Below are 13,645 nucleotides of genomic sequence, written 5' to 3'. Positions count from 1 at the left end.
ATATATATAATTAATAAAAAATACTTATTCATTTTCAATAAAAATCCCAAAATTTTATTTTAAAACTTTTATTGATGGTTATTGTTGATTTTTACATCAAGAACTTACCGCTTATTGAGTTGTTGTTTTGTACCATTTGCATTACTTCGGCAAATAATGGTGCGCAACTTACAACTTTTATTTTCTTTGATTCTTTCTTTAACGGAATAGAATCAGTAACAATTAACTCTAATAATTGAGAATTTTCAATTTTCTCATACGCATCGCCAGATAAAATAGCATGTGTGCAAATTGCTCTAACACTCAAAGCTCCTTTTTCCATCATTACATCGGCTGCTTTCGCTAAAGTCCCACCAGTATCGATCATGTCATCCACTAAGATTACATTTCTACCTTTAACTTCTCCTATAAGTTCCATAGAGTCAATAACATTCGCTTTTTTGCGTTGTTTATAACAAACCACTACGTCAGATTCTAAAAATTTAGAATAAGCATAAGCTCTTTTCGAACCTCCCATATCTGGAGATGCGATCGTTAAATTTTCTAAATTTAAACTTCTCACATAAGGTAAAAAGATGGTAGATGCGAATAAATGATCTACTGGTTTTTCAAAGAAACCTTGAATTTGGTCAGCATGTAAATCCATAGTCATGATTCGAGTAGCTCCTGCAGTTTCTAGTAATTTTGCTACTAGTTTTGCTCCGATCGGTACTCTTGGCTTGTCTTTTCTGTCTTGTCTTGCCCAACCAAAGTAAGGGATAACTGCTGTTATGTGTCTGGCAGAAGCTCTTTTAGCTGCGTCTATCATTAATAACAATTCCATTAAGTTATCTGCACTTGGAAATGTAGAACAAACTAGAAATACGCGTAATCCTCTTATTGATTCTTCAAAAGAAGGCTGAAACTCGCCATCACTATAGATTGAGAACGTAACCTTACCTAGAGGAACATTGTACTTTTCAGCAATTTGTTCGGCTAGATACACACTTTGAGAACAGGCAAAAATTTTAGCTTCTGGTTCTTGATACAGCATGTTAATTTATTGTTTAGTAGTTAGTTAGTGTTGTGTCGTTTTAACGAGGTGCAAATTTAGAAATAAAATCGGACTCTGAAAGGATATTTTTAACTATTTTTTGATGAATTGCGAAAATATTTTTTACATTTGCACTCACTTAATGATACAAACATCATTTCCATTGCCCGGATGGCGGAATTGGTAGACGCGCACGACTCAAACTCGTGTACGAAAGTGTGCGGGTTCGATTCCCGCTCCGGGTACTTAACCAGCCTTTTCAAGAACTTCTTGAAAAGGCTTTTGCTTTCTCCACTATTCACAATTCTCAAATCTCCACAAACATTTTTTTAAAAACAAATAATAAATTTGTTTTTAAAACAGCAATAATTTAAATTTAGCCACTTCAACTGACTGTATTTCTTTGTTTTATAAAATACGGTCAGAAGGAATGGTAATTTGAGTGCTTATGATAAAAATAACCGTTGACGAAAATAATAAAGGCAATGTACCTAGTAACGGAAAGATAGTTTTTAATCCAAATATCTCGCTAAAGCCAGAAAGCATTGCGAAGTGTGTTGAGTTTGCTGGAATCATGGCTTATGGCGAAGGGTTTCATAATCCAAATTCATTTGGAGCAAATACAAACTGTCGAAAGGAAAAAGAGATATTCAAAAATACGCTTCAAGGTAAAATAGCAGAATTGGCATTTTATAATTACATGGCAAAAGCAGGATTTAAACCCGATGCTATTCCTGATTTTGGCGTTTGGGGAAAAGGAAAATGGGAAGATTGTGATTTCACATTTAAGAACGGTGCAATCAATGTTTCAATTAAAAGCACGAAGCATTTTGGAAATTTACTACTGTTAGAGAAAGACAGATACAACGAAAATGGCGAATATCTTGAAGCTGTGGAAAAGTCCCAACCCATAAAACACCATTATATTTTTATGATTCGAGTGAAGGGAGTTGAAAAAGATAATCCAGCCGAATATTTAGCACCTTATGAAAATATAAGTGTAGAAGTAACAGGTTATATTACAAACGATTGTTTTAAAAAGTTAATCCATCAGAACCAGCTCATTAAAAAAGGTTTGATCATTGGAATTCCAATGATCGTTGATAATTATTATACCTGTTCCAGTGATTTATTGCGTCCTGAAGCTTTTAAAATGAAGTAGTACGAAGTTTTAAAATTTTGCTAATCCCAAATATTAAGATGATATTACTCTTCACTTTCGCCCAAATTGATTGCATTCATAATGCTTGCTGCTATTCGTTCAATTACGGGAACAGTCACTGAATTCCCAGCTTGTTTGTACAGTTGCGCATTAGAAACAGTTGAAGGTAAAACGAAATTTTCTGGATATCCTTGAAATAAGAAGCATTCCTTAGGAATCAATTTTCTAATACCGGTATTGGTTAATACTAAAGGCACATTATGACCGCCAGTTCCCATGTTAGCTGTTAAAGTAGGACAAACATTACTTTTATTTTCACGCGTATATTGTCTTCTCCATTGATAAATAGTGTTTTTATTCACCATTTCTTCTTGTAATTTTGGAAACATATATTTGTCTTCGCGATAATAAAATTTCTCATCAATTTTATCACTACTCAAGATGTCCGATATTTCTTTTTTTAGCTTTATTGGTTCGGGAAAGTTGAAATGGTCTTTGTATAAATTCGTGCCGTCTTCTTCATCTCTAAAACAAACCATATAGATTCGCTCCCTGTTTTGTGGTACATTTCCAAAATCTTTGGTGTTCAAAACCGCAGCCTGAAAAGAGTATCCATTTGCATTCATAGCTTCTTCAATTATTCGGAAGGTTTTGCCTTTATCATGACCTTTTAAATTCTTGACATTTTCTAAAAAAACTACTTTCGGTTTGCCCAATGCATTAATATAGTCAACAATTCGAAAGAAATGGTTCCCGCGTTCATCCGTGAAGCCTTTTCGATATCCCGCCACAGAAAAAGGTTGGCACGGAAAACCAGCAGTTAACACATCCACTTTTGGCAATTCATTCGGGTCTAACGCCCAAATATCCGCCTCGTGTAAATTGTGCTCAAAATTAGCTCTATAAGTAATGCAAGCGTTTTTGTCTATTTCGTTCGCCCATTCTAGTTTAAAACCTGAATTCTTGAAACCTAAACAAATACCACCCACACCCGCATATAAACTACCAACTGTGATTTCCTTTTTAACCATTTTTTTGATTTTTTCGCAACATTAAACACCTCAAAAGTGTTTCAGGTGCAAATGTAATAAATGAAGTTCAATTTCGATTTTAAAAGTCGAGTTGAATTTTTAAATAGTAGGTTTAATAGTATAATATTGATTTATTCTTTAAGATTAATCTTCCCACGCACAAAGTGAAAGCCCTAAATTTTGCGCTTCTTTTTTAGTTACTGCCTTTATTTGGTGCTTGCAATTACTAAGGCCTCTGCAAGATTTTGATAAATGATACTTTTTTGCACCTTTAGAAACACAAATATAAACATCACTTTGAATCGAATTAAAAGATGTTAATAGAACAATCGTTAATAATGCAACTAGTTTTTTCATAGCTGCTTTCTTTAATTAGAATTAATTACTGTCATGTCTTCAAACCAAATTTCAGTTGTTATTGGGATATGATCCGAAATTCTTCGAGCTTGCTGCAGTGTTTCAAAAGCAGTATAAAAATGGAGTGCTTTTGAGTTTTTTAAACTTACTTTATTTGAATTATACCAAATATTGTCAAATTCAGAGGCCAAACATTCACCTTCCTTGCAAGCTTTCTTTAAGGATGTTTTCTGATTTACGAAAGCGCTTTTATAACCCATTTTCTTCAAAGGATTAAAAACGGTATGCGATTGTGGACAATTAAAATCACCCACAAAAATCAAATTTAATGTCGGATAAAGTGCGGGTAGAAATTTGAAATATTTAATTTCAGTTTCGGGTTGCATTTTTTTAGTAATAGCGTGAAAATTAACCATTGTAAATTCATGTCCGTTGTAATCAAAAGTACAATAATAAGGCTCGCGGTCAATTTCTAAAGCATAGTTTTTTTCCAACCAAGGCCTTCCAACTCTTTTAACTTTACTCGTTTTCCACAAATAAGCGTAGCGCTCTGTTTTGTAAGCACTGCTAATTGTTGGGTCGCTTATCGCATAATCCCATTTGGAACCTTTGCGGTTCAGTTCGTCTGCCAACTTCGCTACAGCTTGCGAGCCTCCATATCCAGCAACAACTTCTTGCAAAGCTATAACATCATAATCTTTTAGAATAGAAGCTATATAAGATATGGTTTGATCAGATTTAGATTTACCCAAGTTTTCTATATTCCAAGACATAATCTTGACCTGTGAGAAGCTAAGGGTAGAAATAAAGAGCCAAAAAATAAGAAGTAAGGGGTGAATTTTCAAGGCAATATATTTTGGAGAATCAAAACTAAGAAAGACTTTTGGTTAAAACTAATCCATCGGGTTTAACCCAAATTTTTTATTAACTTTTTTATTGATATTTTTTGGGAGTAATATTTTAAAATAACTGGAGTTTTAGTTTCGGATGGATTATCGTATATTAAAACATTATGAATTTCATAAATCTTTAAAAGTCGTAGATACAATTTTTCAATATAACTTTTTTAATAATTGAAAAAGTTATACAATCGCTAACCTCTGAATAAAAAGAAATCATCTTTCATATCCTCAATAAGTGCATCTTCATTGGTGATAATGTAGTTAATTGCTCTAGTTGTGAATTCATTTCCTTTCTCGGTCAGCGAAACCACATCATTTTTAATTGTGACCAAATTGTTTTTTACTGCCAAATTTAGCACTGCTTTACTTCGCACTTTATGCCAATTGATGTGTTCATTCAAATGATTTACATGTCGCTCTTCCACTTCAGTATGATTGGTAAGATGTAGAATAAATGTTATTAATGATACTTCTAGTCGTTGTTGTTTTTCGCGATATAAAACGGCGAATAATCCTTTGCTTGGCGCGAATAAATACACTACTAAAAAAACCAAACCTAACATTGTTGCAATACTACCAGCAATCGAAGCGTCTAAATAGTTTGCAGCCCAATAACCAGAAATAGCACTAAATACACCAAACAAACAAGCTAACGCAATCATTTTCTTCAAGTTTGTAGTCAGTAGATAAGCGGTAGCTGCTGGAGCAATCATTAAAGCCACGACTAAAATTGCACCAACAGCATCAAACGCACCAACTGTAGTAACCGAAGCAACGCTCATTAATCCATAATGCAATATTGCTGGCGAGAAACCTAAGGAAGTGGCAAGGCCAGCATCAAAAGTGCTCATCTTTAATTCTTTGTAAAATGCAAATAAAAGTCCAAGTGTAAAAGTCAAAATAATTCCAATTACCCAAAGTGACTTCGGACCTAAGTCCATATCATTATAATACAAACGATCGAAAGGAGTAAAGGCTAATTCACCTAAAAGTACGGCATCAATATCGAGATGGACATCATTTGCGTATTTTGCAATCATAATGACACCAATGCTAAAAAGCGCAGGAAAAACTAATCCAATCGCCGTATCTTCTTTTACCAATTTCGTTTGCTGAATTTTCTCAACCATTACTACAGTCAAAACTCCAGTTATTGCGGCTAATAAAATTAGTAAGGGCGAATTTAAATCTTGGGTAATAAAAAAACCAACCACGATTCCAGGTAAAATAGAATGGCTAATCGCATCGCTAATCATTGCCATTTTTCGAAGGACCAAAAAGGTTCCGGGAATAGCGCAGGCAATAGCAACTAAACTCGCGATAAGCTGAATTTCAAATTGGGCGTTAGTCATCTTTTAGATTTTGATTGTACATTGTTGTGGCTGCTTTTACGCCTTCAGGAGTTAGACTCCACATTTCACCCTTTAGCGTCACGTAATTTTTATTTACCAAATGGCGAAGTCCTTTTCGACTATATCCTTGAAAATTATTTAAAATTTTAATGGCGTGCGGATGCGAAACATCTTCATGATCTTCCACAATATGATACATAAAAGTCAAAGTTTTCTGAAGTTCCAAAGCATTTCGGTTTTGAATCAATCGTATTTGTCTAAAAAGCAATCCTCTTTTTGGCGAAAATATAAACGATAGTAATACAAAAGTCGAAGCCACTAAAACAATCACAGGTCCGGTAGATAAGTTATTTTGAGTCGAGCTAATTGCAGTTCCAAAAACACCGGCACTAGCTCCTAAAATAGCTGCTAGAAAAACCATTAAACCTAAACTATTTGTCCATTGTCTTGCTGCAGCAGCTGGAGCTAATAACATTGCACTCATCAAAACTACACCAACCGTTTGTAAACCTAAAACGATAGCAAGTACAATAAAAGTCGTGATTAATATATCTATAAATTTGGTATTGAAGCCTAAAGTTTGTGCATAATCTTTATCAAAAAGTAAAATTTTAAATTCTTTCCAAAAGAGTAAAAGCACGATCAAGCATAAACCCGTGACGATACTCATCAACCAAACATCACTTTCTACTAATGTTGCCGCTTGTCCAAAAAGGTATTTGTCTAACCCAGCCTGATTCGCATTTGGTTGCTTCTGAATAAACGTCAGCAACAGCATTCCAAATCCGAAGAATACCGATAAAATAAGTCCTAAGGCAGTGTCCGATTTTAGATGTGTTTTTGTTGTAATACCTCTAATCCATAAAGTGCCGAGAAGTCCACTGATTAAAGCACCAACTAATAATACATTGGTGTCTTTTGAACCTGTAATCAGAAAAGCCAATGCAATTCCAGGCAAAGCAGCGTGAGAAATAGCATCACCCAATAAACTCTGTTTTCGAAGCACTGCAAAACTACCCAACATTCCCGTGACGCCACCTAAAACGGCAGTTCCTAACGTGATTGTTCGTAGTGTATAATCGCTTGAAGCAAGTTTTATATAGTCAATTATATCCATATTATTTCTGAATACTAACTTTGTAATTGATGCCGTAAGTCTTCGTCAAATTGTCATCATTAAAGATATCTTTAACTGGACCTGTTGCAATTTTCTTTACGTTCAAAAAGGTTACCCAATCAAAATATTCTGGAACGGTTTGCAAATCGTGATGTACTACAACAACTGTTTTTTTTGCTTTTCGAAGTTCTTTTAAAATATTGATAATTGCTACTTCTGTAGTGGCATCAACACCTTGAAAAGGTTCGTCCATAAAGTAAATTTCTGCATCTTGAACTAAAGCTCTTGCTAAAAAGATACGCTGCTGTTGGCCACCAGAAAGTTGACTGATTTGTCTGCTTTTAAAAGAAAGCATTCCCACTTTTTCAAGTGCTTCCAAAGCTCTTTTTTTCTCGTTGGCACCTGGTCTTTTGATCCAGCCTAAACTTCCGTAAGTTCCCATCATCACTACATCAAGCGCCGTTGTTGGGAAATCCCAATCTACACTTCCTTTTTGTGGAACATAAGCAACTTTTTTGCGTTGGGTATTATAAGGTTTGTCAAATATGGTTACACTTCCAGCAATGGGTTTCAAAATTCCTAAAATCGCTTTGATTAAGGTTGATTTTCCGGCACCATTTGGACCTACAATTGCCATCAAAACACCTTCAGGAATCTGTAAGTCGATATCCCAAAGAACCGGTTTGTAGTTGTAAGCTACCGTTAAGTCATCTACTTTTACTGCTATTTTTTCCATTATTTCAGCGCACTAACTATGGTGTGAACATTAAATTTAAACATTCCAATATAAGTTCCTTCTGGTGTTCCTGGATTTCCCAAAGCATCGGAAAATAAAGTGCCTCCAATAACAACTTCATGTTTTTTTGAATTTACAGCGGCTTTTAAAGCTTCTACCGTTCTTCTAGGAACTGAACTTTCTATGAATACTGCTTTAACTTTGTGATCAATAATATAAGCGGCAGTTTTCTGCACATCTTGGACGCCCGCTTCTGTTGCGGTTGATAAGCCTTGCAAACCAACGACATCAAATTTATATGCTTTGCCAAAATAATTAAAAGCATCATGAGCGGTAACTAATCGGCGTTTGTCTTCAGGAAGTGTGGCGATTTCAGCTTCTATTTCTTCTTTCAGCACTTTTAATTTCTCTAAATAAGTAACTGCATTTGCTTTAAAATACTCTTTATGTTCTGGAAGCGCCTCTGAAAGTTGCTTTTCAACAAAAACAGTGATTAATTCCCAATTCTTAACATCAAACCAAATATGTGGATCATAATTCGATTCAAAAAGCGTAGAACCAATTAAATCTTTTTTGTCCAAAGCATCAGAAATAGCAACTGTATTAATATTTTGACGTTTCATTTTTTCAAAAACTTCAACCAGTTTCCCTTCTAAATGAAGACCGCTGTATAAAATCATGTTGGCGTTTGATAGTTTTGAAACATCGCCTTCGCTAGCTTTGTAAAGATGTGGATCAACTCCAGCACCCATCAAACCTTGCACTTCTACTTTGTCACCGCCAATATTTTCGACAAGATCTGTAATCATAGAAGTTGTGGTAATAATATGGAATTTACCATCTTTTGGTCTAGTGTCTTTGCAACTTAATAACGAAACGCTAAGAAGCGCAAGTAAGATCAATTGTTTCATAAGTCTAATCATTTAGTGCGAAGTTATAAAAAAAAGATGATTAATAAATATTTTTTTAGTCTCAACTAAAAAAATAATACGAGAAAGCGTAATTATGTGTGCGTAAAAGTAAAACAAGATGGCAATGAGCTCTTTAGATGTTCAATTATTCGTCGTTTTAGTTCTCAGAAAAATTTCATGTCTAATTTAAATTATTTCTCAACTCTTTTCTCATTTATAAACAAAGAACCACTTCATTAAGAAGTGGTTCTTTTAGGTATATTTTATACTTATTAAGAAATTAAATTTTTTCCCCTTTTGTATTTCAGATTCTTTTTTCCAGCAACACCATTGATTTTTGAAATTACAATTGTTGTTGCTAAAGCGTTTCTTTCAACCAACCAAAAAATTCTTTTTGCCAAGCCATTGCATTATGCGGTTTTAAAACCCAGTGATTTTCGTCTGGAAACAATACGAATTTACTTTTAATTCCTTTTAATTGCGCAGCTTGAAAAGCTTCTTGTCCTTGTCCAATTGGCACACGGAAATCTTTACCACCTTGAATAATTAAAATCGGAGTGTTCCAATTGTTTACATTATTAATTGGATTGAATTCATTGTATGTTTTTTGTGCAATTGCATTGTCTTTTTCCCAATATGCTCCACCTGAATCCCAATTCGAAAAGAAGACTTCTTCAGTTGTTCCGTACATACTTTGGGTATTGAAAACACCACAGTGCGAAATAAATGTTTTGAAACGATTTTGGTGAATTCCCGCTAAATAAAATACGGAATAACCACCATAACTTGCGCCAATTGCACCTAAACGAGTTTTGTCAACATAAGATTCTTTAGCAACATCATCAATAGCTGATAAATAATCATCCATAACCTGTCCGCCCCAGTCACCACTAATTTTTTCATTCCATTCCACACCATGTCCTGGCATTCCTCTTCTGTTTGGTGCTACAATAATATAACCTTGAGAAGCCATTAATTGTAAATTCCATCGGAAAGAATAAAATTGGGTTAAAGCACTTTGTGGTCCACCTTGGCAATATAAAAGTGTTGGATATTTCTTGGTTTTATCAAAATTTGGAGGTAAAACTACCCAAACCAACATTTGTTTTCCGTCTGTTGTAGTAACCCAACGTTTTTCTGATTTAGTCATAGCGATATTACTATACATCGCGTCATTTACTTTCGTAATTTGTTTCCATGATTTCTTCTTTAAATCATACGAATATACTTCTGGTGCATGATTGTGGTCATTTCTAGTGAGTAAAACACTAGTTCCCACAAATCCAACGATTGAATTCACGTCGAAATCACCATCTGTTAATTGCGTAACACGAACTGCGATTCTTGTCAAACCAGGGAAATTTACTTCAAAAAGTTGTTTCGTACCTTTAATTGGTGCTACAAAATAAACTTTTTTGCCATCTGCTGACCAAGTGAAAGCATCAACTGTTCCATCCCAATTCGCCGTTAAATTAAGGTCAACACCTTTATGACGAACGATAATATCATTTTTATCAGCTTCATAACCATCACGCTTCATTTGCAACCAAGTCAAATCACCGCTTGGCGAAAATTGTGGTGCTAAATCGTATCCTAAATTTCCTTCGGTAAGGTTTTTAGTTGTTTTTGCAGCTACATCATATTCATATAAATCTGTATTTGTTGAAGTAGCATAAGCAGTTCCTGCTTTTTTCTTACTTACATAAATGACTTTTGAACCATCAGGCGACCAAATATAATCTTCATCACCACCAAAAGGTTTTTGTGGCGAATCATAAGGTTCGTTTGGCATAATATCATAAGGAGCGATAACTTTCATATTCGGAGCACCAATAGTTTCTATAAAAACATGATTGTGCGAACCTTCATTCCAAGTATCCCAATGGCGATAATCTAAGCCATTATAAACTTGAGCAGTTGTTTTGTCTAATTCCGGATAAATATCAGTTCCTAATATTTTTTCCACTTTTACTTCCTGCGATATTAATTTTAATTTTCCATTCGACGAAACGTTCTTATCTGCTAAAAGCGAAGCATAATCTTCAATTTCAGAAGCCGTTCCACCTTGCACAGGAATGGTGTAAAACTTGGATTTTATTTTGTTTTCGGCCATATCTGGCGTACCAACTTTGTAGATCAAAAGCTTTCCGTCTTTTGAAATTCCCAAAGGAGAAACCCTTCCTAATTGCCAAAGCATTTCCGGCGTAAGATTTTGCTGCGCTAATGTGCTCATACTTAAGATGCTGAAAATGAATAAAATAAATTTTTTCATAGTTAATATTTTTAAATCGTGGCTAAATATAAGACTATTTAAAAAAAATATGCCTATTTTCACAATCTTAAATGAAAATGAAACAATGAAAAAACTCGCATTACACTGGCAAATATTACTTGGAATGGTAACCGGAGTCTTATTTGCTTTTATATTAATTCAATTTGCATGGGGAAAAGACGTTATCGTTGATTGGGTAAAACCATTTGGAACCATTTTTATTAATCTATTAAAGTTAATTGCAGTTCCACTGATTTTAGGTTCGCTAATTAAAGGAATTTCTGACCTTAAAGATATTTCGAAATTATCGCAAATGGGAGGAAGAACTATCGGATTATATGTTATGACCACCATTTTAGCAGTTTCGATTGGATTAGCAATTGTGAATATAATCAAACCTGGAAGTTATATTTCGGAACAAACCAGAACTGAATTAGTCTCCAATTATACGTCGGATGCCAATTCAAAAATTAAAGCGGCCGCAGTTCAAAGACAAGTTGGGCCACTTCAATCCTTAGTAGATATTGTTCCAGATAATATTTTCAAAGCAGCAAGTGATAATGGAAATATGTTGCAAGTGATTTTCTTTGCGATTATTTTCGGAATTGCGATGATTTTACTTCCGGAAGCGCAATCAAAACCTGTGAAAGACTTTTTTGATAGTTTTAATGAAATTATATTAAAAATGATCGATTTGATAATGCTTTTTTCTCCGTTTGGAGTATTTGCGTTATTAGCTGCCATCGTTGCCGAATCGCCAAGTTTAGATTTATTCAAAGCGCTTGGAATGTATGGGCTAACAGTTCTATTAGGACTTGCCATAATGATTGGCTTTTATTTATTGTTAGTAAAAGTGTTAGCAAGAAAAAGTGCTTCGTTTTTTCTTAAAGGTATTTCACCAGCTCAATTGTTAGCTTTTTCAACAAGTTCAAGTGCAGCAACTTTACCTGTTACAATGGAACGAGTTGTTGATAATTTAGGTGTTGATGATGAGGTTGCGAGTTTTGTTTTACCCATTGGTGCTACAATAAATATGGATGGAACGAGTTTATATCAAGCAGTAGCTGCTGTCTTTATTGCACAGGCTTTTGGTATGGATTTATCGTTAGGCGTTCAATTAGGAATTATAGTTACGGCAACTTTAGCTTCAATCGGAAGTGCAGCCGTTCCTGGAGCCGGAATGGTAATGTTAGTAATTGTATTAGCACAAGCGGGAATTCCAGAAGCAGGATTAGCATTAATTTTTGCCATCGATAGACCTTTAGATATGTGTAGAACTACTGTCAATGTTACCGGAGACGCTGCCGTTTCAATGGTTGTAGCAAAATCAGTAAATAAATTAGCATAATATGAACGATTTCCATTGGACCAAACTCTTCAATCCTGAATTCTATATTACTATGGAAGTGGGCGGTGTGCCTATTGGAATTTATATGGTGTTATTCATCGTTTTTGCAGAAACAGGACTGTTTGCAGGTTTCTTTTTACCAGGTGATAGTTTGTTATTTCTTTCAGGAATCTACAGCAGGGAATTAGTAGAAACTTTTTTCATTATACCAAGTGATTTATCAAATGTTACTGTTTTAGCCTTGTTAATAGCTGCAGCAGCAACGTTAGGGAATATTTTCGGTTATTGGTTTGGTTCGAAGAGTGGTCAGTTTTTATACGATAAACAAGATAGTTTCTGGTTTAAAAAGAAGTATTTATACGAATCTCAAGCGTTCTTCGAAAAACACGGAGGAATCGCAATCATCTTCGCAAGATTCTTACCAATCGTTAGAACATTCGTTCCGATTATTGCAGGGATTGTTCACATGCCAAAAGGGAAGTTTATGTTCTATAACGTATTAAGTTCAATACTTTGGTCGTTCCTTTTAGTTTTTGCAGGCCATTATTTGTACGGCTTTTTCTTATCTGAATTTGATATTGATTTAAAGAAACACATCGAGAAAATCATTATAATTTTAATTTTAATTACCTCTTTTCCTTTAGTGATGAAAGCTATTAAATCTAGAAAGAAAACCGCAAAAGTGGAAGAAACGGAAGAATAATCTTAGCGAAGAAACTGGTTACTCTATAATCCAAAGCAATACTGGTTTTTCAGTTGCTTGTAGTTTTTCATCCAAAACCTTCATGAATTCATCAGAAACGGCTGGGCAACCCCAACTTAAAGGCGAGTATTTAGGATAAATTTCTTTGTCTTTAACAGCTGTCCACGAATGAAGTACAACAACGCGGTCAACGGCACTTTTGTTTGAAGGTTCTAAACCGTGCATCCAATATTTTACATTTATTCCCCAGCTGCTATAATCTCTTTTGCCAATTTTGTATTTCCCTTTTGATGAACAGTGACTATCATTTTTGTTGCTAAATTTCACTTTTTCCCATTTAGTATCATTGTCTTCAAATTTATCGCAACTTCCATGGGTAACAAGTTTTTTATCTGTAATCTTTTTAGAATTAAAATCATAGATGAAAAAACGGTTTTTACCAGAATGCACGCTTAGATCTACTAAAAAATAATAGTCGCTATTAAAGCCTTCTTTTTCGCAAAAGTTTAAAGCTTCTTGATGGGTTGCAATGTAGTTTTTAGCTTTTACTTCAACTTCTGAAGTATCCGAGAACAACTTGAAGCCATCATTATTTTGACAGTTTATAAAAAGAAAGAAAGTAGATAGTAAGAAGTGTTTCATTTGAAAGTGTTATAGTAGTCAAACTCAAAAACTAGTGATTTATTTTGCTTGACGATATTTTAGTCTGAATAGCTAACTA

General features: G+C 34.4%; 13 protein-coding genes and 1 tRNA gene. 4 read left to right on the top strand and 10 right to left on the bottom strand.

Annotated elements, in window-relative coordinates:
- Positions 1-91 precede the first annotated feature (91 nt).
- On the bottom strand, positions 92-1,033 hold the full coding sequence (locus ACFSX9_RS06415; RefSeq protein WP_379805823.1) for a ribose-phosphate pyrophosphokinase: 942 nt from the start codon (positions 1,031-1,033) through the stop codon (positions 92-94).
- 165 nt (positions 1,034-1,198) lie between these two features.
- Here ACFSX9_RS06415 and ACFSX9_RS06410 point away from each other — a divergent pair.
- Both ACFSX9_RS06410 and ACFSX9_RS06405 read left to right on the top strand, forming a co-directional pair.
- Positions 1,199-1,278, top strand: a tRNA-Leu gene (locus tag ACFSX9_RS06410).
- A gap of 203 nt (positions 1,279-1,481) precedes the next feature.
- Positions 1,482-2,195: a hypothetical protein gene (locus ACFSX9_RS06405; RefSeq protein ID WP_379805821.1), complete on the top strand. Its 714-nt coding sequence runs from the start codon at positions 1,482-1,484 to the stop codon at positions 2,193-2,195.
- Positions 2,196-2,239: 44 nt separating this feature from the next.
- Here the strand turns inward: ACFSX9_RS06405 and dcm are convergent, their stop codons facing one another.
- The 8 genes from dcm to ACFSX9_RS06365 form a co-directional block, all read right to left on the bottom strand.
- Positions 2,240-3,226: a DNA cytosine methyltransferase gene (gene dcm, locus ACFSX9_RS06400; RefSeq protein ID WP_379805819.1), complete on the bottom strand. Its 987-nt coding sequence runs from the start codon at positions 3,224-3,226 to the stop codon at positions 2,240-2,242.
- A gap of 144 nt (positions 3,227-3,370) precedes the next feature.
- Entirely contained in the window at positions 3,371-3,583 is a 213-nt protein-coding gene (locus tag ACFSX9_RS06395) for a hypothetical protein (RefSeq protein ID WP_379805817.1), read from the bottom strand.
- A gap of 11 nt (positions 3,584-3,594) precedes the next feature.
- Complete coding sequence (locus ACFSX9_RS06390; protein ID WP_379805815.1) at positions 3,595-4,356, bottom strand: endonuclease/exonuclease/phosphatase family protein; 762 nt, start codon at positions 4,354-4,356, stop codon at positions 3,595-3,597.
- A gap of 320 nt (positions 4,357-4,676) precedes the next feature.
- Entirely contained in the window at positions 4,677-5,837 is a 1,161-nt protein-coding gene (locus ACFSX9_RS06385; protein ID WP_379805813.1) for a metal ABC transporter permease, read from the bottom strand.
- Entirely contained in the window at positions 5,830-6,954 is a 1,125-nt protein-coding gene (locus ACFSX9_RS06380; protein ID WP_379805811.1) for a metal ABC transporter permease, read from the bottom strand. The genes ACFSX9_RS06385 and ACFSX9_RS06380 overlap by 8 nt, the downstream gene beginning before the upstream one ends.
- A gap of 1 nt (position 6,955) precedes the next feature.
- Entirely contained in the window at positions 6,956-7,690 is a 735-nt protein-coding gene (locus ACFSX9_RS06375; protein WP_379805809.1) for a metal ABC transporter ATP-binding protein, read from the bottom strand.
- Positions 7,690-8,601, bottom strand: coding sequence for a metal ABC transporter solute-binding protein, Zn/Mn family (locus tag ACFSX9_RS06370; protein WP_379805807.1), 912 nt, complete (start codon positions 8,599-8,601; stop codon positions 7,690-7,692). Before ACFSX9_RS06370 ends, ACFSX9_RS06375 begins: the two co-directional genes overlap by 1 nt.
- Positions 8,602-8,959: 358 nt before the next feature.
- Positions 8,960-10,873 (bottom strand): S9 family peptidase, encoded by a 1,914-nt coding sequence (locus ACFSX9_RS06365; protein ID WP_379805805.1) that lies wholly within the window; start codon positions 10,871-10,873, stop codon positions 8,960-8,962.
- Between the two features lie 85 nt (positions 10,874-10,958).
- Here ACFSX9_RS06365 and ACFSX9_RS06360 point away from each other — a divergent pair, with 85 nt between their 5' ends.
- Complete coding sequence (locus tag ACFSX9_RS06360; protein ID WP_379805803.1) at positions 10,959-12,221, top strand: dicarboxylate/amino acid:cation symporter; 1,263 nt, start codon at positions 10,959-10,961, stop codon at positions 12,219-12,221.
- A gap of 1 nt (position 12,222) precedes the next feature.
- The gene (locus ACFSX9_RS06355; protein WP_379805801.1) at positions 12,223-12,924 is read left to right on the top strand and encodes a DedA family protein; all 702 of its coding nucleotides are present in this window, start codon (positions 12,223-12,225) and stop codon (positions 12,922-12,924) included.
- 18 nt (positions 12,925-12,942) lie between these two features.
- Here ACFSX9_RS06355 and ACFSX9_RS06350 read toward each other — a convergent pair whose 3' ends face one another.
- Positions 12,943-13,566: a murein L,D-transpeptidase catalytic domain-containing protein gene (locus ACFSX9_RS06350; protein ID WP_379805799.1), complete on the bottom strand. Its 624-nt coding sequence runs from the start codon at positions 13,564-13,566 to the stop codon at positions 12,943-12,945.
- Positions 13,567-13,645: the final 79 nt, after the last annotated feature.

This window comes from Flavobacterium ardleyense (genome assembly GCF_042686085.1).
GTDB lineage: Bacteria > Bacteroidota > Bacteroidia > Flavobacteriales > Flavobacteriaceae > Flavobacterium > Flavobacterium ardleyense.
This window is presented reverse-complemented; position numbering and strand designations above follow the sequence as displayed.